We start from the raw sequence: 24733 nt of genomic DNA on the forward strand, positions 1-24733 counted from the left end.
AACTGTCGGGGCCGGGCAAACCGGCTCCCGCCTGTTTATCCGCAGGGCACCCCTGCATTGTCCCGGCTTCCCATGACATACACCTCAGTGCGGATGTTTTAGTTTTCCTGCCCTGTGGGGAGTCCTGTGGCACGTATTCAACCCATCCCTTTTTGAACCTGTCGGCGGCGGCGCCTCTGCCCAAGCAAGGCATGCGCCGACGCTCGATGCCCGGTATTTCGGTTACACGCGAAGTCGGGCTTTTTTCGTCACTGTTTTCGAATCTTAAGCAGGTCACACCATGCACTTCAGCGAATTGATGGCAGTTCTTTCGACCCACGCGATCCATCTGCAACGTGAAGAGGATGACCTGATCATCCTGGGCGACGATGAGGGACTCGATGACGGGGTGATCGACGGCCTGCGCAGGCACAAGGCGCAATTGCTTGAATTGATCGCCCGCAACGGTGGCGACTGGCTGAGCCCTGCCTATCGCATTACCCCGCAGATGCTGCCATTGACGACACTGGACCAGGCGACCATTGACCAGATTGTCGACGCCGTGCCCGGTGGCCTGGCCAACGTGAAAGACATCTACCCGCTGGCGCCGTTGCAGCAAGGCATGCTGTACCACCACTTGTCCGCCGAGCAGGGTGACCCGTATCTGCTGCAATCGCAGTACGCCTTCGACAGCCGCGAGCGCCTTGAGCAATTCACCGAAGCCTTGCAGTACGTGATCCAGCGTCACGACATTCTGCGCACCACCGTGGTCTGGGAGAGCCTCGATGAACCGGTCCAGGTGGTGCTGCGCAAGGCTGCGCTGATCAGTGAGGAAGTGCAGCTGGACCCGCGCGACGGTGACGTGCTGAGCCAGCTGCAAGGTCGTTTCGATGCTCGTCATTATCGCCTGGACATTCGCCAGGCGCCGATGATGCGCATGGCTTTTGCACTGGACTCGCCGAATCAGCGTTGGGTGGCGGTGTTGATGTTTCACCACATGGCGCTGGACCATACCGCGATGGAGGTGGTGCAGCATGAAATGCAGGCCTTCCTGCTGGGACAGGTCGAGCACCTCGGCGAGCCGGTGCCGTACCGCAACTACGTGGCCCAGGCGCTGCTGGGGGTAACGGAACAGCAGCATGAAGCGTTCTTTCGCGAAATGCTCGGCGACATCGATGAGCCGACCCTGCCTTTCGGCGCGCAGGACGTTCAGGGGGATGGTCACGGCATCGACGAAAGCCACCTGATGCTCGACAGCGCTTTGAGCAAGCGCCTGCGTGCCCAGGCGCGCCAGATGGGCGTGAGCGCCGCCAGCATGGTGCACCTGGCGCTGGCGCAAGTGCTGGGCAAAGTGTCCGGGCGCGAGGAAGTCGTCTTCGGTACGGTCCTGCTGGGGCGCATGCACGCGGGCGAGGGCTCTGAGCGTGCCCTGGGCATGTTCATCAACACCTTGCCGCTGCGGGTCAGCGTCGGTGCGCAAAGCGTGCGCAGTGGCCTGAAGTTGACCCATCAGCGCCTGACCGCGCTGCTTCAGCATGAGCACGCCTCGCTGGCCCTGGCCCAGCGCTGCAGCGCCGTGGCCACGCCGACGCCGCTGTTCAGCGCGATGCTCAACTACCGCCACAGTGCCATCGGCGCTACCAGCGAAGCGCAGGCCGCCTGGGCCGGCATGCAGGCGCTCGGAGCAGAGGAACGCACCAACTACCCCTTGACCATCAACTTCGATGACCTGGGTGAGGATTTCCATATCACCGTACTCGCGGGCCCCGAGATTGGTGCCGAGCGTGTCGCGCGCTACCTCAATGCCGCCTTGCAGAGTCAGGTCGATGCGCTGGAACACAGCCCCCAGGCGCCGCTGCAAACCCTGGGTATCCTGCCGGCCACCGAGCGCGAGCATCTGCTGCACGCCTGGAACAGCAACGAAACGCAGTATGCCGACGACGCGCTGATCCACAGCCAGGTCGAAGCCCGTGCGGCGGCGCAGCCTGAGGCTGTCGCGGTGGTGTTCGACGACCAGCGCCTGAGCTACGGCGCCCTCAACCAGCGCGCCAACCAGGTCGCCCATCGCCTGCTGGCGTTGGGCGTGCGCCCGGATGATCGGGTGGCGATCTGCGTCGAGCGCGGTCTGGAAATGATCATTGGCCTGTTGGGCATTCTCAAGGCCGGTGCCGGTTATGTACCGATCGATCCGGCCTACCCCCAGGAACGCATCAGCTACACCTTGCAAGACAGCGCGCCGGTGGCGGTGCTGGTGCAACAGGCGACTCACACTCGGGTGGCCGAGTTGTCGGTGCCGGTGATTACCCTGGACGCCGGCGACTGCCAGGACCAATCAACCGCCAACCCCGAGGTCGCGGGCCTGACGCCGGCGAACCTGGCCTATGTGATCTACACCTCCGGTTCCACCGGCTTGCCCAAGGGCGTGATGATCGAACACCGCAACGTGGCGCGCCTGTTCACCGCCACCGAGGCCTGGTTCCACTTCGACCATCACGATGTATGGGCTTTGTTCCACTCGTTCGCCTTCGACTTCTCGGTCTGGGAAATCTGGGGCGCGCTGATGCACGGCGGGCAGTTGCTGGTGGTGCCGCAGTTGACCAGCCGTTCGCCCGATGAATGCTATGCGCTGCTGTGCAGCGCCGGTGTGACCATTCTCAACCAGACCCCGAGCGCCTTCCGCGCGTTGATCGTGGCCCAGGGGCAGAGCCCGCTCAAGCACGCCCTGCGCCAGGTGATTTTTGGTGGCGAAGCGCTGGAGCCGGGGATTCTCAAGCCGTGGTACGCGCACAGCGCCAATGCCGGTACGCAACTGGTGAACATGTACGGCATCACTGAAACCACCGTACATGTGACTTACCGTGCCCTTGAAGCGGCGGACGCGCAGTTGGTGGGTGCCAGCCCGATTGGCGGGGGCATTCCGGACTTGCAGTTGTATGTGCTAGATGATCGGCGCGAACCCGTGCCGGTCGGGGTGGTGGGCGAGCTGTACGTGGGTGGCGCGGGCGTGGCCCGTGGTTACCTGAACCGCCCGGAACTGAATGCCGAGCGCTTTATCGCCGACCCGTTCAGCGACCGCCCCGGTGCTCGCCTGTACAAGACCGGCGACCTGGGCCGTCGCCTGGCAGACGGCAGCATCGACTACCTGGGGCGTAACGACGACCAGGTGAAAATTCGCGGTTTCCGGATTGAACTGGGCGAAATCGAAGCGCGCCTGGCCGCCTGTGACGGCGTGCGCGAAGCCGTAGTGATTGCCCGTGAAGACACGCCGGGGGACAAACGCCTGGTGGCCTACGTGATTGGCGCTGAGGGCAGGGCGCCGAACGCCGCCGACCTGCGGACCCAGTTGCTGGTGCATCTGGCCGAGTACATGGTGCCTGGCGCTTTTGTCATGCTCGACAGCTTGCCGTTGACCACGAACGGCAAGCTCGACCGCAAGGCCTTGCCGGCGCCGGACGCCGACGCACTGGCGCGGCGTCAATACGAAGCGCCTCAAGGCGCGGTCGAAGCGGCGATCGCGACGATCTGGCAGGACTTGCTCAATGTTCAGCAGGTCGGGCGCCAGGATCACTTTTTCGAGTTGGGTGGCCACTCGTTGCTGGCGGTCAAGTTGATCGAGCGCATGCGTCAGGTCGGGCTCGCTGCCGATGTGCGTGTGCTGTTCGGCCAGCCGACCCTCGCGGCCCTGGCCTCGGCGGTCGCCGGTGCGAGCAAGGAGGTGGAGGTCCCCGCCAATCGTGTGCCCGAGGGTTGCGAACACATCACCCCGGACATGCTGCCCCTGGCGGACCTCGATCAGGAGGCCATCGAGCGCATCGTCGCGACGGTGCCGGGCGGGGCGCGCAACGTCCAGGAAATCTACAGCCTGGCGCCCCTGCAGGAGGGCATCCTGTACCACCATTTGGCGGCCGCCCAAGGCGACCCCTATCTGCAATACGTGACCTTCAGCTTCACCAGCCGCGAGCGGCTGACACGTTTCGCCGAGGCACTGCAAGGGGTGATTTCGCGACACGACATTCTGCGTACCGCGGTGGTCTGGGAGCGCCTGGACGAGCCGGTGCAAGTGGTCTGGCGCGAGGCACGCCTGGGCCTCGATGAAATCCCCCTGGATCCGGCCGCCGGTGATATCGCAGAACAACTGACCGCCTGCCTCAACCCGCGCCACCATCGCCTGGACATTCGCCAGGCCCCGCTGATGCGCATCGGCTACAGCGAGGACGCCCCCAACCAACGCTGGGTGGCCGTGTTGCTGCTGCACCACCTGGTGGACGACGCAACCTCCCTGCGCATGCTGATCGCCGAAGTCGAAGCCCATACCCGCGGTGAAGAAGCACAATTACCGGCGTCGGTGCCGTATCGCAACTACGTGGCGCAGGCACGTCTGGGCGTGAGCCGCGAAGAGCATGAAGCGTTCTTCAGTGAAATGCTCGGCGACATCGACGAGCCAACCCTGCCGTTTGGCCTGCAGGATGTGCAAGGCGATGGCCATGGGGTGGAAGAGGTGCTGCTGCAACTCGATGACCACCTCAACACGCGCCTGCGCCAACTGGCTCGGCAGTTGGGCGTGACCCCGGCGAGCCTGTATCACCTGGCGTGGGCCCGGGTGCTGGGCGGTGTTTCCGGCCGCGATGACGTGGTGTTCGGCACGGTCTTGCTGGGGCGCCTGCAAGGTGGCCAAGGCGCCGACCGCGCCCTGGGGATGTTCATCAACACCCTGCCGTTGCGCATCAGCCTCAGTGAGGCGGGTGTGCGCAGCCTGGTCAAGACGACCCATGCGCGCCTGACCGGTCTGCTCGGCCATGAGCACGCGTCGCTGGTGCTGGCCCAGCGCTGCAGCAAGGTGGCGCCCTCTACGCCGCTGTTCAGCTCGCTGCTCAACTACCGCCAGCTTGGCGGTGGCGATGTGTCCCAGGCCGCGCAGGCCGCCTGGGAAGGTATCGGCATCCTCGACAGCAAGGAGCGCACCAACTACCCGCTGACCCTGTCGGTCAACGACACCGGCGATGCCTTCAGCCTGTCGGTCATGGCCGATGGCAGCATTGGTGCCGCGCGCATCTGCGGCTATATGCAATGTGTCCTGGAAAACCTCGTGCAGGCGCTGGAACAGACGCCACAGGCCGCGCTGCCAAGCCTGGGCATGTTGCCGGCGCTTGAGCGTGAGCAGCTGTTGCAACACTGGAACGCCACGGACAGCCTGTATGCCGATGCCGCGTTGATTCATCACCAGATCGAGCGCCAGGCTGCCGAGCAACCCGAGGCCATCGCGGTGGTGTTTGAAGACAGCCACCTGAGCTACGCCGAGCTGAACACCCGCGCGAACAGGGTCGCGCACCGCCTGCTGAGCCTGGGCGTGCGCCCGGATGATCGGGTGGCGATCTGTGTGGAGCGCGGGCTGGAAATGATCATCGGCTTGCTCGGCATCCTCAAGGCGGGCGCCGGTTACGTGCCGATCGACCCTGCCTACCCGCAGGAACGCATCAGCTACACCCTGCAGGACAGTGCGCCGGTGGCGGTGCTGGTGCAGGCGGCGACACAGGCGCGGGTTGCCGAACTTGCGGTGCCGGTGATCGATCTGGACGCGACGGAGCTGCAACTGCAGCCGATGCACAACCCGCAAGTGCCCGGCCTGACCTCGGCCAACCTGGCTTACGTGATCTACACCTCGGGCTCCACCGGCCTGCCCAAAGGCGTGATGATCGAGCACCACAACGTGGCGCGGCTGTTCTCCGCCACCGAAGGGTGGTTCAACTTCAATGACCGCGACGTGTGGGCGCTGTTCCACTCGTTCGCCTTCGACTTCTCGGTCTGGGAAATCTGGGGCGCGCTGATCCACGGCGGGCAGTTGCTGGTGGTGCCGCAACTCACCAGTCGCTCGCCGGACGAGTGCTATGCGCTGCTGTGCAGTGCCGGAGTGACGATCCTCAACCAGACCCCGAGCGCCTTCCGTTCATTGATCGCCGCCCAGGGCCAGAGTGCCTTGAAGCATTCCCTGCGCCAGGTGATTTTCGGTGGCGAAGCCCTGGAACCGGGGATGCTCAAGCCTTGGTATGCGCGTACGGCCAACGCCGGTACGCAACTGGTGAACATGTACGGCATCACCGAAACCACGGTGCATGTGACTTACCGTGCCCTTGAAGCGGCGGATGCGCAGTTGGTGGGGGTCAGCCCGATTGGCGGGCGTATTCCGGACTTGCAGCTCTACGTGCTCGACAGCGCGCGCGAACCGGTGCCGGTGGGCGTCGTGGGTGAGTTGTACGTGGGCGGCGCCGGGGTGGCGCGTGGTTACTTGAACCGCCCGGAACTGAATGCCGAACGTTTTATTGCCGACCCGTTCAGCGGGCGGGCCGATGCCCGACTGTACAAGACCGGTGACCTGGGCCGCTGGTTGCCAGATGGCAGCATCGACTACCTGGGGCGTAATGACGACCAGGTGAAAATCCGCGGTTTCCGTATCGAACTGGGGGAAATCGAGGCGCATCTCGCGGCCTGTGAAGGCGTGCGTGACGCGGTGGTGATTGCTCGCGAAGACCAGCCCGGCAACAAGCGCCTGGTGGCCTACGTCATCGCCGCCGATGGCGCCGAACCGGTGGCGGCCGAGCTGCGCCAGCAGTTGCTGGTGTCCCTGGCCGATTACATGGTGCCCAGCGCATTCGTGATGCTTGAGCGCTTGCCGTTGACCACCAACGGCAAGCTCGATCGCAAAGCCTTGCCGGCGCCGGATGGCGACGCCCTGGCGCGGCGCGAATACGAGCGTCCTGAGGGGGAGGTGGAGCACAGCCTCGCCGCGCTATGGCAAGAGTTGCTGGGCGTGGAGCGAGTAGGGCGGCACGACAACTTCTTCGAACTGGGGGGCCATTCGCTGTTGGCGGTGAAGTTGATCGAGCGCATGCGCCAGCTCGAACTGAGCGCCGACGTGCGTGTCCTTTTTGGCCAGCCGACGTTGGCCGCCCTGGCGGCCGCCGTGGGCGGCCATGCGCAGCTGCGGGTGCCGGCCAACCTGATCGAGCCCGGCTGCGAGCAGATCACCCCGGACTTGCTGCCCCTGGCCGAGCTGGATCAAGGCAGCATTGACCGCATCGTCGCCAGCGTGCCCGGCGGCGTGCGCAATGTGCAGGATATCTACAGCCTCGCACCGCTGCAGGACGGTATGTTCTACCACCATCTGGCAGCGGATCAGGGCGATGCCTACCTGCTGCACATGCTGTTTGCGTTTACCGGTCCCGAGCCGCTCAACCTGTTCGCCAAGGCCCTGCAAAGCGTGATCGACCGTCACGACATCCTACGCAGCAGTATCGCCTGGGAAGGGCTCGCCGAGCCTGTGCAAGTGGTATGGCGCCAGGCTGCGCTGGGCCTGGAACAGGTGGCCATCGACCCGGCCGAGGGTGACGTGCTGGCGCAACTGCACAGTCGTTTCGACCCGCGCCACTATCGCCTGGACATGACCCGGGCTCCGCTGATGCATTTGGCCTACACCGAGGACAGCGCCAACCAGCGCTGGGTCGGCATCCTGTTGTTCCACCATATGGTGCTCGACCATACCGCGCTGGAGGTGCTGATCGAGGAAGTCCAGGCCAGCCTCAAAGGCCAGAGCGCACAGTTGCCGCCGTCGATTCCGTATCGCGAGCATGTGGCGCAGTCGCGCCTGGGCGCCGATCGCCGGGCTCATGAAGCGTTCTTCGGCGCGATGCTGGGTGATATCGATGAGCCGACCCTGGCGTTCGGCCTGCAGAATGTGCAGGGCGACGGCAGGGGGGTCGAGGAATCGCACCTGATGCTCGACAGCGTACTGGGCGGGCGGCTGCGTGAGCAGGCGCGGGTGCTTGGGGTCAGCGCCGCAAGCCTGATGCACCTGGCCTGGGGCCAGGTGCTGGCGCAGGTCAGTGGCCGTGATGACGTGGTGTTCGGCACGGTGCTGCTGGGCCGCTTGCAAGGCGGTGAAGGGGCCGGGCGTGCGCTGGGCTTGTTCATCAACACCTTGCCGCTGCGGGTCAGCATCGGCGCCCACGGCGCCCGCGAGGCCGTGCGTGCCACTCACACGCAACTGGCGCAACTGCTGGCCCACGAGCATGCGTCCTTGTCGCTGGCCCAGCATTGCAGCGGCATGCCGGCGGCGCAGGCGTTGTTCAACACCTTGCTCAACTACCGCCACAGCGCGGCCGCGCAAGTCTCCACCGCCGACATTGCCGCCTGGGACGGCATTCAGGCGCTGAGCATGGAAGAGCGCACCAACTACCCGTTGGTGCTGAACGTCGATGACTTCGGCAGCGGCTTTCAACTCAATGCCCAGGCGCTGGTCGGGATTGGCGCGCTGCGCGTCTGCGTCTATATGCAGGCGGCGCTGCAGCAACTGGTCGATGCCCTGGAACATGCGCCCGCTACACCGTTGCAGGAGCTGTCGGTCTTGCCCGAGGCCGAGCGCCAGGAACTGCTGGAAGCCTTCAACGACAGCGAGCGTCCGTTCCCAGAGAGCTCGACCGTACACGCCTTGTTCGAGGCTCAGGTCGGTATCCGGCCGGACGCTGTAGCGGTGGTTCACGGTGAACAGTCGCTGAGCTATGCGCAATTGAACCGGCGCGCCAACCGCCTGGCTCACCACCTGATCGGCCTGGGTGTGCAGGCGGGTGACAGCGTAGCCATCCTGCTGGAGCGTTCCGTGGACTTGCTGGTCAGCCAACTGGCAATCAGCAAGGCCGCCGCGGTGTATGTGCCGCTGGATGTCAACGCCCCCGCCGACCGGCAAGCCTTCATGCGCCAGGACAGCGGCGCGCAATGGCTGCTCACCACCAGCGCCCATCAAGCCCCCGAAGGCGGCGGGCAGCTGAACCTGGACAGCCTCGATCTGAGCGATGCAGCGGTCCACGATCCGGCCCTTGAACAGTCTGCCGAGTCGGTCGCCTACATCATGTACACCTCCGGTTCCACCGGCGTGCCCAAGGGCGTGCTGGTGCCGCATCGGGGCATCACACGGCTGGTGATCAACGGCGGTTATGCCGACTTCAATAGCCATGACCGTATCGCCTTTGCCTCCAACCCGGCGTTCGACGCCAGCACCATGGACGTCTGGGGCGCCTTGCTCAATGGCGGCCAAGTGGTGGTGATCGATCACGACATGCTGCTAGACCCGCTGCGTTTTGGCGCCGTGTTGAGCGAATCGGCGGTGACCATCCTGTTCACCACCACGGCGCTGTTCAACCAGTACGTACAGCTGATTCCCGACGCCCTCAAGGGCTTGCGCATGCTGCTGTGCGGCGGCGAGCGCGCGGACCCGGCGGCGTTCCGCAGCCTGCTGGAGCATGCACCCAAGCTGCGTCTGGTGCATTGCTACGGCCCGACCGAAACCACCACCTACGCCACTACTTTTGAAGTGCGTGCGCTGGCCGACGATGCCGAGAGCGTGCCGATCGGCGGGCCGATTTCCAATACGCGCATTTACCTGCTCGATCAACGCCAGCAACCGGTGCCCTTGGGCGTTGTCGGGGAGATCTACATTGGTGGCAAAGGCGTCGCCAAGGGTTACCTGAACCGGCCTGAACTGACTGCAGAGAAATTCATTCTCGACCCGTTCAGCCGCGAGCCGGGCGCGTTGATGTACCGCACGGGCGACCTTGGCCGCTGGTTGGCCAAGGGCGAGCTTGATTGCCTGGGCCGGAATGACGACCAGGTGAAGATCCGTGGTTTCCGCATTGAACTCGGAGAGATCGAAAACCGCCTCGGCGAACACCCGCACGTCAACGAGGTGGTGGTGCTGGCCCGTGAGGACGAGCCGGGCAGCAAGCGCCTGGTGGCCTACTTCACCGAGCACCAGGCGCTGGACATCCAGGCCCTGCGCACCTGGCTGCAAGAGCAACTGCCGGAGTACATGGTGCCGCGTGCCTATGTGCGCCTCGACAGCCTGCCGCTGACCAATAACGGCAAGGTGGACCGCAAAGCGCTGCCGATCCCGGATCAGGAGGCCTTGCTCAGCCGTGGCTATGAAGCGCCGCAGGGCGAGGTGGAAGTGGCGCTGGCGCAGATCTGGAGCCAATTGCTCAAGGTCGAGCAGGTCGGGCGTGAAGATCACTTCTTCGAGCTGGGCGGGCATTCTCTATTGGCCATGCGGCTGATTTCCCAGGTGCGCGTGCACCTGGGGGTGGAGCTGGACCTCGCAGCGCTGTTTGCCCACCCGCAACTCTCGGCCCTCGCCCAGGCGGTGGCCAAGGCGGGGCGCAGCAGCCTGCCGCCGATTGTGCCGGTATCCCGTGAAGAGGCGCTGCCACTGTCGTTTGCCCAGCAGCGCCTGTGGTTCCTGGCGCAGATGGACAATGCCGGCGCCGCCTACAACATGCCGGTTGGCCTGGGCTTGCGCGGCGCCCTGAATACGCTGGCGCTGGAGCGCGCCCTGGCGCAGATCGTCAGCCGCCATGAAGTGCTGCGCAGCGTGTTTGTGGTCGACAACGATGAGCCGCAGTTGCTGATCACCCCGGTCGAAGGCGCTTTTGTGCTTGAACACAATGACCTGCGCGAACTGGCCGATGCAGCGCAGCAATTGCAGGCTTTGACCGAACACGAAGCGCTGGCCCCGTTTGACCTGGTCAACGGGCCGTTGCTGCGCGCGCGTCTGGTGCGCATGGGCGACGAACACCACGTACTGCTGTTGACCCTGCACCATATCGCCTCTGACGGATGGTCGATGGGCGTGCTGACCCGCGAGCTGATGGCGCTGTATGACGCCTTCAGCCAGGGCCTGGCCGACCCGTTGCCGCCGCTGGCCCTGCAATACGCCGACTTCGCCGTGTGGCAGCGCCGCTGGTTGAGTGGCGAGGTGTTGCACCAGCAAAGTCTGTATTGGCAACAGGCTCTGGCCGGTGCGCCGGCCCTGTTGACCTTGCCCACCGACCGCCCGCGTCCCGCGCAGCAGGACTTCTCCGGCGCGGTGCTGAGCCTGCAGCTGGATGCCGAGTTGACCCAGGGCCTCAAGACCCTCAGCCAACGCCATGGCACCACGCTGTACATGACACTGCTGGCGGCTTGGGGCGCGTTGCTCAGCCGTCTGGCCGGGCAGGATGAAGTGGTGATCGGTTCACCGGTGGCCAATCGCAACCGTGTCGAGGTCGAAGGCCTGATCGGTCTGTTCGTCAACACCCTGGCGGTGCGTATCGACGCCTCGGGCGAGCCGACCGTGCAAACCTTGCTGGCGCGGGTCAAGGCCCAGACGCTGGGCGCGCAGGCCCATCAGGACCTGCCGTTCGAACAGGTGGTGGATATCATCAAACCTGTGCGCAGCATGGCCTACAGCCCGATCTTCCAGACCATGCTGACGTGGCAGAACAACGAAAGCGTGGCCCCGGCACTGGGTGACCTGGTGCTGGAAGGCAGCGGCCAGATCAACAGCGCGGCGAAGTTCGACCTGTCGCTGGAGCTGTGCGAGGCCCAGGGCCATATCATCGGCTCCCTGAGCTACGCCACGGCGTTGTTCGATGCGCCGACCCTGAGCCGCCACCTCGGCTACCTTGAGCGCCTGTTGCGCGCCATGGTCGCCGACGATCAGGCGCTGCTGGCCCGGGTGCCGCTGCTTGATGAAGACGAGCGCCAACAGCAGCTGGCCGGTCTTGGCGGCCTGCGCACTGCGTTGCCGGCCGCCACCGTGCACAGTCTGTTCGAAGCTCAGGCGCTGCGCACACCGGATGCCTGTGCCGTGCAGGCCGGCAACGGTTCACTGACCTACCGCGAGCTCAACGAGCGTGCCAACCGACTGGCCCACCACTTGCGCGAGCTTGGTGTACAGCCGGATGAGCGCGTGGCGATCTGCGTGGAGCGCAGTGCCGAGCTGATTGTCGGTTTGCTGGCCATTCTCAAGGCCGGCGGCGCCTATGTGCCGATCGACCCGAACTACCCGCTGGAGCGCATTCACTACATGCTCCACGACAGCGCCCCGGCGGCGCTGCTGGTGCACAGTGCGAGCGCACACCTGGCCGGCGAGCCGGGCCTACCGGTGGTCGACCTCGACCGAGATGACGCGTACAGCCCGTACCTGCATAACCCGCAGGTGGCTGAACTGACGGCCACGCACTTGACCTATGTGATCTACACCTCCGGCTCCACCGGCCAGCCCAAGGGCGTCATGGTCGAGCATCAGGGCGTGGTCAACATGCTTGGCTGGTACCTTGACGACGTGGGGCTGGATGCGGGCGATGCGGTGTTGCTGCTGACGTCCCACAGCTTCGACCTGACCCAGAAAAACATCTTCGCCAGCCTGGCCGTGGGTGCCACCTTGCATCTGGCGGACACCCCGTTTGATCCTTCGAGCATCGTGCGCCAGATCGGCGATCAGTCGATCACCCACATCAACCTGGCCCCCAGCGCGTTCTATGCGTTGATCGACGCCGACCAGCAGTCCGCCTTGAGCCAGCTGCGCCGCGTGGTGCTGGGCGGCGAGCCGATCAAGCTGTCGCAATTGGAAAGACTGCCGGTGCCGCGCCCGCAGTTCATCAACAGTTATGGTCCGACCGAGTGCAGCGACGTGGTCGCCTGGCATGCGGTCGACGCCGACCTGGGCCGCTACGGTGCCGCCGATATTCCCCTGGGCCGGCCATTGCGCAACCTCAGGCTCTACGTGCTGGACGCCTACGGGCAACTGCTGCCGACCGGCAGTGTGGGTGAGCTCTACATCGGCGGCGCCGGCGTGGCGCGTGGCTACCTCAACCGTGAAGCGCTGACCGCAGAACGCTTCCTCGACGATCCGTTCACGCCGGGCGGGCGCATGTACCGCACCGGTGACCTGGCGCGTTACCGCGCTGACGGCACGCTCGACTATCTGGGCCGCAACGACGATCAGGTCAAGATCCGCGGCCTGCGCATCGAGCTGGGTGAAATCGAAGCACTGCTCGCGGCCCACCCCGAAGTGAACGAGGCTGCGGTACTGGTACGTGATGAGCGGCTGGTGGCCTACTTCACCGGCCTTGCGCCACAGATCGAAGACCTGCGCACCTACCTGCAGAGCACACTGCCGGAGTACATGGTGCCGTCGGCCTACGTGCAACTTGACGCATTGCCCCTGAACCCCAACGGCAAGCTGGATCGCAAGGCCTTGCCGGCACCGGGCCTCGACGCGGTGGTCAGCGGTGTGTATGAAGCGCCCGAGGGCGAGATTGAAGCGACCCTGGCGCATATCTGGCAGGACCTGCTGGGGCTGGAGCAGATTGGTCGACAAGGGCATTTCTTTGAATTGGGCGGCCATTCGCTGTTGGCGATGCGCCTGATTTCCCAAGTGCGCCAACGTCTGGGTGTGGAACTGGCCCTGGCCGATCTGTTTGCCCAGCCGCAACTGGCTGCATTGGCCCAGGTGCTGGCACAGGCATCGCGCAGCAACTTGCCGGCGATTTTGCCGGTGCCGCGCGACCAGGACTTGCCGCTGTCGTTTGCCCAGCAGCGCTTGTGGTTCCTGGCGCAGATGGAAGGTGCCAGCACCGCCTACAACATGCCGATTGCCCTCAGGCTGCGCGGTCACCTGGATGCCGACGCGCTGGAACGCGCGCTCACGACCATCGTGGCGCGCCACGAAGCCCTGCGCAGTCGTTTCGTGCAGCACAACAGCGAGGCGCTGGTGCGTATCGATCCGGCCGAGCGTGCCTTTGCCCTGCGGCGTCTGGACGTCGACAGCGAGGCGGCACTGCAAGCGCACATCAGCGCCGACGCGCTGCAACCGTTCGACCTGGAACAGGGGCCGCTGATTCGTGCACAGCTGTTGCAGCGTGCCGACGATCATCACGTGCTGTTGTTGACCATGCACCACATCGTCTCCGATGGCTGGTCGATGGGCGTGCTGACCCGTGAATTGATGGCACTGTACGAGGCCTTCCGTCACGGCCAGCCGGACCCGCTGCCGCCGCTGGCCTTGCAGTACGGCGATTTTGCCGTGTGGCAGCGCCGCTGGTTGAGTGGCGAGGTGTTGCAGCAACAGAGCCAGTACTGGCAGCAGGCGCTGGCGGATGCGCCCGCCTTGCTGATGCTGCCCACCGACCGCCCACGTCCGGCGCGCCAGGACTACAGCGGCGCGACCTTGACCCTGTTGCTCGACGTCAACCTGACCGCCGGGCTCAAGGCCTTGAGTCAACGCCACGGCACCACGCTGTACATGACCATGATGGCCGCGTGGGGCGCGCTGCTCTGCCGTCTGTCCGGCCAGGATGAGGTGGTGATCGGTTCGCCGGCCGCCAACCGCATGCGTGCCGAAGTCGAAGGCCTGATCGGCCTGTTCGTCAACACCCTCGCGGTGCGTATCGGTGCGGGCGAGGACCTGACCGTTGCCGCCTTGCTGGCCCATGCCAGGGACCGCACGCTGGCAGCGCAAGCCCATCAGGACTTGCCGTTCGAGCAAGTGGTGGAAGTGCTCAAACCGGCGCGCAGCCTGGCCCATAGCCCGGTGTTCCAGACCCTGCTGACCTGGCAGAACAGCGACGGCCCAAGCCTGGTCATGGGGGACCTGCAGTTCGAAGCGGTCGGCGAGACCAGCAGCTTTGCCAAATTCGACCTGTCCCTGGATCTGGGTGAAGTGCAAGGCCACATCGCCGGTAACCTGGAGTACGCCACGGCGCTGTTTGACGAGAGCACCCTGCAACGGTATCTGGGGTATTTCGAGCGACTGCTGCAGGCGATGGTTGCCGATGACCAGGTGCAGTTGGCGCATATCGCGCTGGTGGATGAGGAGGAGCGCGATCACCTGCTGCACGCACTCAACACTACCGAAGTCGCCTACCCGCACGAGGCCACTATTCACCAGTTGTTCGAAGCCCGGGTCGAGGCCGCGCCGCAGGCCATTGCGGTGGCGTTCGGAGCGCAGCGCATCAGTTATGCCGAGCTCAACCGCCGGGCCAACCGCCTGGCGCACCACCTGATCGGTCTGGGCATTGGTCCGGACGAGCGCGTGGCGATCTGCGCCGAGCGCGGCGACGAGGTGCTGGTGGGCCTGCTCGGGGTGCTCAAGGCCGGCGCCGCTTATGTGCCGCTGGACCCCAATTACCCGCCAGAGCGCCTGGCTTACATGATCGCCGACAGTACACCGTCGGCGGTGTTGACCCAGCGTCCGTTGCAGGACCGTCTGCCGGCCCTGGCGATTCCCCGTGTGCTGCTGGATGAACCGCTCGACGGCGCCGAACACAACCCGGTGGTGCCGGGCCTCAATGCCCGTCACCTGGCTTATGTGATCTACACCTCCGGCTCCACCGGCAACCCCAAAGGGGTGATGATCGAACACCGCGGGCTGGTCAACTACAGCCTCGACGCCGCGCGCTTGTTCGGCTTGACGCCGCAGGACACCGTGTTGCAACAGAACACGCTGAACTTCGACCTGTCGGTGGAGGAGATCTTCCCGGCCCTGTTGGCGGGCGCGACCCTGGCGCCAAGCCGCCATGTGTTCGGCACCGAAGCCGCGCGGGACCCGGCCATTAGCCCGACCTTCCTGCACCTGACGGCCGCTCACTGGCACACCCTGGCCGCTGAATGGCATCACGACCCGCAGCAGGCCCAGGCCCATCTGCGCGATGTGCGCTTGATCAACGTCACGGGGGATGCGTTGTCGGCGCAAAAACTCAAACTCTGGGACGAGGCGCGCCCGGCCCACGTGCGGCTGATCAACACCTACGGCCCGACCGAAGCGACGGTGTCCTGCACAGCGGCTTACGTGAGTTACACCGGCGACATCAATGGCAACACCACCATCGGCAAACCGATGGCCAACACCCGCATCTACCTGCTCGACAGCCGGCAGCAGCCCGTGCCGTTCGGCGTGGCGGGGGAGATTTTCATCGGTGGCGACGGCGTCGCACGCGGTTATCTGAACCTTGATGTGATCAGTGCCGAGCGCTTTATTGCCGACCCGTTCAGCCCGGTACCGGGTGCGCGGATGTACAAGACCGGTGACTTGGCACGCTACCTTGCGGACGGCTCGATCGAGTACCTGGGCCGTAACGACTTCCAGGTCAAGGTGCGCGGTTTCCGCATCGAGCTGGGCGAAATCGAATCGCGCCTGGGCAACTGCGCCGGCGTCAAGGAAGTTGCAGTGATTGCACGCGAAGACCGCCCCGGCGAGAAACGCCTGGTGGCCTACGTGGTGCCGCATGCCGGGGTCGAGCTGAGCGCCGCCGGTTTGCGCAGCTACCTGGCGCCGTTGCTGGCGGAATACATGATTCCGTCAGCCTTCGTCACCCTGCAAGCGCTGCCGCTCACGCCGAACCGCAAACTGGACCGCAAAGCCTTGCCGGCCCCGGATCAATCGGCGGTGGCGAGCCGTGATTACCAGGCGCCGCAAGGGCGTATCGAACGCCGCCTGGCACGGGTCTGGGAGCAAGTGCTGCAGCTGGAACAAGTGGGTCGGCATGACAACTTCTTCGAACTCGGCGGCCATTCGTTGCTGGCGGTCAAGCTGGTGGAGCGCATGCGCCAGGAAGACCTGCGGGTCGACGTCGGCGCCTTGTTTACCCACCCGACCCTGGCCGGGTTGGCCAAAGTCGTCGGCAGCAGCCGCGCGCTGGTGATTCCGGCCAATGCCATTGCGCCTGATTGCCGACGCATCACGCCCGAGTTGCTGCCGCTGGCCAACCTCAGCCAGGACGAGATCGACAGCATCGTGGCCAGCGTGCCGGGCCAACTGGCCAACGTACAGGACATCTACGGCATGACGCCGTTGCAGGAAGGCATCCTGTATCACCATCTGTTGGCGGATGAGGGCGACTTGTACCTGGAGCAGGCGTCGTTCAACTTCGCTAGCCGCGAGCGCCTCGATGCCTTTGCCCAAGCCTTGCAGGGCGTGGTCGAGCGTAACGATATCCTGCGCTCCACCATGCGCTGGGAAGGCTTGAGCGAGCCGGTGCAGGTGGTGTTGCGCCACGTGCCGTTCGCCCTGGAAGAGTTGAGCCTGGAGGGCGAAGGCGATGCCGGTGCGCAGCTGCGTGAGCGTTTCAACCCGCAGCATTTCCGCATGGACCTGCGCGCCGCGCCGCTGATGCGCCTGGTGGGTGCCTATGATGTTGCGCAACAGCAGTGGTGTGCGCTGCTGATGTTCCACCACATGCTGTTCGATCACCTCGCCATGGATCTTTTGCAGTACGAGTTGCAGGCGTTCCTCACCGGTCAGCAAGACCGCTTGAGCGCGCCCGTGCCGTACCGCAACTATGTGGCCCAGGCACGCCTGGGCCTGACGGAGCAGGAGCATGAAGGGTTTTTCAGCGCGATGCTGGCGGACATCGACGAGCCGACCTTGCCGTTTGGCCTGCACGATGTGCAAGCCGGCGGCGCTCTGGAAACGGCGCAACTGCTGGTGGAGGAGGGCCTTGGCCAGCGTCTGCGCAGCGCCGCACGGCAACTGGGCGTCAGCGCCGCGAGCCTGATGCATGTGGCTTGGGCGCAGGTACTGGCGCATGTCTGCGGCCAGGACGAGGTGGTGTTTGGCACGGTGCTGATGGGCGGGCTGCAGGGCGGTGAACGCGCCTTGGGGCTGTTTCTCAACACCTTGCCGTTGCGCGTCAGCGTGGGCGCCGAGGGTGCACAGGCCGGGGTCAAGGCCACCCATGCACGCTTGAGCACGCTGCTCGGTCATGAACACGCGTCGCTGGCCCTGGCCCAGCGTTGCAGCGGTGTGGCCGCCCCGGCACCTTTGTTCAGTGCCTTGCTCAACTACCGTCACAGTGCCGGTGCCGCCTCCAGTGAAGACATCGCGGTATGGACCGGCATCCACGCCCTGGGCGGTGAAGAGCGCAGCAACTACCCACTGTCGCTGGACGTCGACGACTTCGGCCAGGCTTTCGCCCTGACCGTGCAGGTCAGCCCGGAAGTCGGCGCACAACGGGTCTGCGGCTATATGCACGGCGCGCTCGACAGCCTGGTGGACGCCCTGGAACGTACCCCGGACGCATCGCTGAGCAGCCTGGAGATCCTGCCGCTGGCCGAACGTCAGCAGGTGCTGCTGGACTTCAACCAGACCCACACCGACGAGGCTCAGGATCAACTGATCCATGGCCTGTTCGAAGCCCAGGTACTGCGTAGCCCCGGCGCGACTGCGCTGGAGTTCGACGGCCAGGCGCTGAGTTACGCCGAGTTGAATGCCCAGGCCAACCAGTTGGCCCATCATTTGATTGCCCTCGGCGTGCAGCCTGACGACCGTGTCGCCATCGCGCTGGAGCGCGGGATGCAGATGGTGGTGGCCTTGCTCGCCACCCTCAAATCCGGTGCTGCGTACGTACCGCTCGACCCGGCTTACCCGCCGCAACGTCTGGCCTTCATGCTCGGCGACAGTGCGCCACGGGTGTTGCTCAGCGAATACGCGGTGCTGCCGCTGCTCGGCACGCTGCCGCAGGCCATGCAGGTGGTGACCTTGAACAGTGCGCTGCAACCCTGGCGCGAGCTGGGCACGCACAACCCGCAGCCTGCGCAGTTGGGGCTTGCCAGCGAACACCTGGCCTATGTGCTCTATACCTCCGGTTCGACCGGCACGCCGAAGGGCGTGATGATCGAGCATGCGGGCCTGTGCAATGAGATCCAGGCGATTCGTGGCCTGACCGGCTTGGGCGCGGGGGATCGTGCGCTGCAATTTGCGACCATCAACTTCGACGCTTCCATCGAAGAGATCTTTGGCGCGCTGACGTGTGGCGCCACCCTGGTGCTGCGCAGTGCCGACTGGTTGACCGATGCCGCGCAATTCTGGGGTCTGGCGGCGCAGGCACGGCTGTCGGTGATCAGCTTGCCGACCCGCTTCTGGCAAGGCCTGGCGGACGATCACAGCACTGCCATTCCGGCCTCTGTGCGGGTCATTGTGGTGGGCGGCGAAGAACTGAGCCCGGAGGCGGTGCAGCATTGGTTCCTGCGCAGCGGCCACACGCCGCGCCTGCTCAATACCTATGGCCCGACTGAAGCGACGATCATCGCCACCGCCAATGAAGTGTTTGCCGCCAACCCCCATCCACGTGCCATTGGGCGTCCGATCGCCAACACCCGCGTGTATGTGCTGGACGCCCATGGGCATCCGACGGGCCTGGGGGTGGCCGGTGAGATTCACCTGGCCGGTATCGGGATCGCCCGCGGTTACCTCAACCAGCCGCAACTGAGCAGTGAGCGCTTCCTGGCCGACCCGTTCAGCGATGGCCCGGGCCTTCTGTACAAGACCGGCGACCTCGGCCGCTGGTTGCCGGACGGCACCCTGGAATACCTGGGGCGTAACGATGACCAGGTGAAAATCCGTGGTTTCCGTATCGAATTGGGCGAAGTCGAAAGCGCGCTGCTGGCCTGTGAAGGCGTGCGGGAGGCCGTGGTCATGGCTCGCGACGACAGTGAAGGGCAGGTCGCCGGCAAGCAGTTGGTGGCTTACCTGTGCGGTTCGCCGGGCTCGATCGAGCAACTGCGTGAAGAACTGCTGAGCCACTTGCCGCAGTACATGCTGCCGAGCGCCTATGTCCAACTGGACAGCCTGCCGGTGACACCGAACGGCAAACTCGACCGCAAGGCGTTACCGGCGCCTGAGCAGGCGGTGCTTAGCCGTGACTATGCGGCGCCGGTCGGGGCTCTGGAAGAACGCCTGGCGGGCCACTGGGCCCAGGTGCTGAAGCTGGCAAGGGTAGGGCGCCACGACAGTTTCTTTGAAATGGGCGGGCATTCGCTGCTGGCGATTCGCCTGGTCAGCCTGCTGACCCAGGACGGCCTGCCGGTCACCCTGGCGCAGTTGTTCCAGCATGCCAGCGTCGCCTCGATGGCCGCGCTGCTGCGCTTGCGCAGCGATGCGCCGGCACTCGAGCAGGGCCTGGTCACGGTACGTGCCGGCGGTACCCAGGCGCCGCTGTTCCTGGTGCATGAGTTCAGCGGGCTGAATGTGTATTTCCCGGCGCTGGCCCGGCATGTGGATGCGGATATTCCGGTCTACGGCCTGGAAGGCGTGGCCTGGGGCGAGCCGCAGTTGCGGACCCTGGAATGCCTGGCCGCACGGCACATCGAGATGATGCGTAGCGTGCAGCCGCACGGCCCTTACCGTTTGGCCGGCTGGTCGTTCGGCGGGTTGCTGGCGTATGAAATCGCCGCGCAGCTGATCGGCATGGACGAGGAGGTGAGTTTCCTCGGCCTGCTCGACACCCACGTGCCGCGCCTGGTCGACCAAGGCAAGGCGCGCTGGTCGGTGGCCCATGCCCACAGCCTGCACCTGCTCGAACAGTGCCGTGCCTTCTGCCAGGTTCAACGGCCGGTGGATGGGCAGGCACTGGCCACCCTCGCGCAGCTGGAGGGTGACGCGGCGCAGATGGACTTTGACACCCTGTGGCAACGCTGCCGCGACGCCGGCCTGCTGCAACCGCAGCTGGCGGCGCTGTCCCGTGAGGCCCTGTGGGCCTACCTGGACCGTGAAGTCTCCCACGGCCATGCGCAAGCCCATTACAGCCTGTTGCCGCTGACCATGCCGGTGCATTTGTTCACGGCCGAAGAACGCATGGATGAGGCCTCGCGCAGCAGTGACACGCTGGGTTGGGATCAGGTTGTCCCGGCGGGCCTGCTGCAGCGTATCAGGGTGCCTGGCGACCACCAGAGCATGATGCAGGCGCCGCACATCGCGGCGTTGGGGCAGGCCATCGGCGATGCCTTGAAGGCCTTGCCGACAACACCGGCCAACACGCCTTACCAGCCGCTGTTGACGATTCAGAGCGGGCAGGCCGGGCAGGCACCGATCTTCTGCATACCGGGGGCCGGCGACAGCGTCACCGGGTTTATCGGCCTGAGTGATGCGTTCGGGCCGGCCTGGCCGATCCATGGCCTGCAACCCCGCGGGCTGGACGCCAAGGCGTTGCCCCACAGCCGCGTGGAGACGGCGGCGCAGGCTTATCTGCAGGCGCTGGAACAGCAATGCCCGAATGGGCCGGTGCATCTGCTCGGGCATTCTTTTGGCGGCTGGGTGGCCTTCGAGATGGCGCTGCGTCTGCAGGCCCAGGGGCGCGAAGTGTTGTCGCTGACCCTGGTCGACAGCGAATCGCCGGGCAGTTCGGGGGTGGTCGGCAAACCGTATACCGCGACCGGCGTGCTACTGCGCCTGATCGAAACCCTGCAACTGGCGGCTGGAAAACCGTTCGGGATTGATCAGCAGGCCTTCGCCGATCTGGATGAGTCGGCACAAATGGCAGCCTTGCACGCCGCCATGGTGCGCGTCGGCATGCTCTCGGCGCGCTCCACACCTGAGGTGATGCAAGGGCCGGCGCGGGCCTTTGGTGCTGCGCTGCGCACGGTTTACCAGCCACGCCAGCGCTACAACGGCCCGGTGCGCCTGGTGTTGGCCGATGATCCGACGCTGGATGCACAGGGCAATCAGCGCGAGCAGGCCGGCATGATCGAGGGCTGGAGCCGACACACGGATCACCTGCAGACCTGGTACGGGCCGGGTAACCATTTCACCCTGCTCAAGGCGCCGCACGTCTACAGCCTGGCGTCCTGGTGGCACGACGGCCTCCTGGTGCCGGCCGGCAAGGTGACCTCATGACGCGTGATACAGGGGGAGCCGGCACGGGCGCTTGCGCCCCTACCTGAAGCGAACATTCGAGCAACTTAGCGCAAGCCCGGCCAGCGGCCGGGTCTACCTTTCAACGTATTAGTGGTCATCTATGGAAAAGTCGAAGTTTCGCAAAGTTGTCTGGGGCGTGGGCCTGGCCGTTGTTGCCGGCCTGATTGTCTATTCGGTGCAGTCACCGGCTGAGCCGCCCCAGTACTTGACCGCCAGGGTCGAGCGCGGCGAGATCGAGAACGCGGTGCTTGCTACCGGGATCTTGCAGGGGGTCAAACAGGTCGACGTCGGCGCCCAGGTCTCCGGTCAATTGAAATCGCTGAAGGTCAAGCTCGGCGACAAGGTCAAGAAGGGCCAGTGGCTGGCGGAAATCGATCCGCTGGTGCTGCAGAACGCCCTGCGCCAGGCGCAGGTCAACGAGGAAAACCTCGAAGCACAACGCAAAGCCACGGCGGCACAAGTGGCCCAGACCAAATCGGTGTGGGAGCGTTACACCCAACTGCAATCGGACGCGGCCATCTCCCGCCAGGATTTCGAGACCGCCGAATCCAACTACCTGGTGCAGAGAGCCAACCTGGTGGCCCTGGATGCGCAATTGAAAAACGCGCGAATCCAGATCGACACCGCCAAAGTCAACCTCGGCTATACGCGTATCGTCGCGCCGATGGACGGTGACGTGGTGGGCATCGTCACCCAGGAAGGCCAGACCGTGATCGCCGAGCAACTGGCGCCGGTGCTGCTGAAATTGGCGGACCTGGACACCATGACCATCAAGGCCCAGGTCTCGGAAGCCGATGTGATTCACATCCGGCCAGGCCAGGAGGTGTACTTCACCATCCTTGGCGAGTCCAATAAACGCTACTACGGCAAACTGCGCGGCACTGAACCTGCACCGCAGAACTACCTGGACACCCAGGCCGCCGGCACCGCCAAACAGAACACCGCGGTGTTCTACAACGCCCTGTTTGATGTGCCAAACCCCGATCATCGCCTGCGCATCTCGATGACCGCCCAGGTGCGCATCGTGCGCGACACCGCCAAGGATGTACTGATGATGCCGGTTGCGGCGCTGGGCAAGCGCAATGAGGACGGTTCGTACGTAGTGCGGGTAGTGGATGAGACCGGCCACGCTCAGGAGCGCAACGTGCAGGTGGGGATCAACAACAACGTCAAGGCCCAGATCAAGGATGGCCTGGTGGAGGGCGACCAGGTCGTCATCGGTGATCCGACGCCGGCCGTGGCGGGGAGCTGACAATGACCCAAGCATTGTTGGAACTCAAAGGCATCAGCCGCAGCTTCATGGCCGGTGAAAAAGCGTTCATGGCACTCAAGAATGTCAGCCTCACCATCAACACCGGGGAAATGGTGGCGATCACCGGGGCGTCGGGCTCAGGCAAGTCGACCCTGATGAACATTCTCGGTTGCCTGGACTACGCCACCGACGGCAGCTACACCATCAGCGGTCGCGAAACCCGCGACCTGGGGGACCAGGAGTTGGCGGAACTGCGCCGCGACCATTTTGGTTTCATCTTCCAGCGTTATCATTTGCTGCCGCATTTGAGCGCCATGCATAACGTCGAGATGCCGGCGATTTATGCCGGTGTGTCGGAAGGCCAGCGCCATAGCCGTGCCAAGGAGTTGCTGGCCCGGCTGGGCCTGGCCAATCACTTGGTCAACCGGCCGAGCCAGTTGTCCGGTGGGCAGCAGCAGCGGGTGAGTATCGCCCGGGCGTTGATGAACGGCGGTGAAGTGATCCTCGCGGATGAGCCGACCGGCGCCCTCGATACCGCCAGCGGCAAGGAAGTGATGAACATCCTGCTGGAGCTGCATGCGGCGGGGCATACCGTGATTATCGTGACCCACGACCCCAAGGTGGCGGCCCACGCCGAGCGCATCATCGAGATGCGCGACGGCGAAGTGCTCAGTGACCGCCTCAACCAACGCGCCGCACCGGAGGTCGAGGCCCCGGTTCCCACCCAAGGCCGGGCCACGCCGGGGCGGCGTCTGGTGGCGAGCCTGGGGTTGTTCAAGGAAGCCTTCGTGATGGCCTGGGTCGCGTTGATTTCCCACCGCATGCGAACCTTGTTGACCATGCTCGGCATCGTGATCGGCATCACCTCGGTGGTGTCGATCGTGGCCATCGGCGAGGGCGCCAAGCGCTATGTCTTGAACGATATTCAGGCGATCGGCAGCAACACCATCGACATCTACCCGGGCACCGACTTTGGCGACAGCCATGCGTCGGCGATTGAAACCCTGGTGTTGTCCGACGTGACCGCCCTCAGCGAGTTGCATTACATCGACAGCGCCACGCCCAACGCCGGGCGCAACCTGCTGTTGCGCTTTGGCAATATTGATGTCGACGCCACGGTGAATGGCGTGAGTGCCAGCTCGTTCCAGGTCCGCGGGATCAAGATCGCCGAAGGCATCACCTTCAGCCAGGACGACGACACCCGCCAGGCCCAAGTGGTGGTGATTGACCACAACACCCGTAATCGCCTGTTCGGCCCGAACGTCGAGGCGCTGGGCCAGATCATTTTGGTGGGCAACCTGCCGTGCACGGTGATTGGGGTGGCGGCGGACAATAAAAATATCTTCAACACCAGCAAGGCCCTCAACGTCTGGGTGCCTTACGAAACCGCCGCCGGGCGCTTGTTGGGCCAACGCCACCTGGACAGCATCACGGTGCGGATCAAGGATGGCCAACCGAGCAAGGTGGTGGAGGATAACGTGGTCAAGCTGCTGCAACAGCGCCACGGGACCAAGGACTTTTTCACCTACAACCTCGATAGCATCATGCAAACCGTGCAGAAAACCAGCCAGTCGCTGGCATTGCTGCTGTCGTTGATTGCGCTGATCTCACTGGTGGTGGGGGGGATCGGGGTGATGAACATCATGCTGGTGTCGGTGACCGAGCGTACACGCGAAATCGGGATTCGCATGGCGGTCGGGGCGCGGCAGTCGGACATTCGCCAACAGTTTCTGGTGGAGGCGGTGATGGTTTGTCTGATTGGCGGGGTGATCGGGATTTCCTTGTCGTTTGGTATCGGGTTCTTGTTCTCCCTGGTGATCAAGGAATGGCAGATGGTGTTTTCGCTGGAATCGATCATCACCGCATTTGTCTGCTCCAGCCTGATCGGCATCATCTTCGGGTTTGTACCTGCGCGTAATGCCGCGCGGCTGGATCCGATCGAGGCGCTTGCTCGGGACTGAAGCGCATACCAAAAAGCCCGCCAACCGGTGTCGGTTGGCGGGCTT

The 24733-nt window shown here is 64.7% G+C and carries 3 protein-coding genes; all 3 read left to right on the forward strand.

Annotation, left to right across the window (positions count from 1 at the left end; genetic code table 11):
* Positions 1-280 precede the first annotated feature (280 nt).
* On the forward strand, positions 281-21454 hold the full coding sequence (locus DNK59_RS22500; protein ID WP_110724667.1) for a non-ribosomal peptide synthase/polyketide synthase: 21174 nt from the start codon (positions 281-283) through the stop codon (positions 21452-21454).
* Between the two features lie 121 nt (positions 21455-21575).
* Positions 21576-22727 (forward strand): macrolide transporter subunit MacA, encoded by a 1152-nt coding sequence (gene macA, locus DNK59_RS22505; protein ID WP_110724668.1) that lies wholly within the window; start codon positions 21576-21578, stop codon positions 22725-22727.
* A gap of 2 nt (positions 22728-22729) precedes the next feature.
* Positions 22730-24688, forward strand: a complete 1959-nt coding sequence (locus DNK59_RS22510; RefSeq protein ID WP_016964928.1) for a MacB family efflux pump subunit — start codon at positions 22730-22732, stop codon at positions 24686-24688.
* The last annotated feature ends 45 nt before the right edge of the window (positions 24689-24733 follow it).

It is taken from the genome of Pseudomonas sp. TKO26 (assembly GCF_003225665.1).
Lineage (GTDB): Bacteria > Pseudomonadota > Gammaproteobacteria > Pseudomonadales > Pseudomonadaceae > Aquipseudomonas > Aquipseudomonas saponiphila.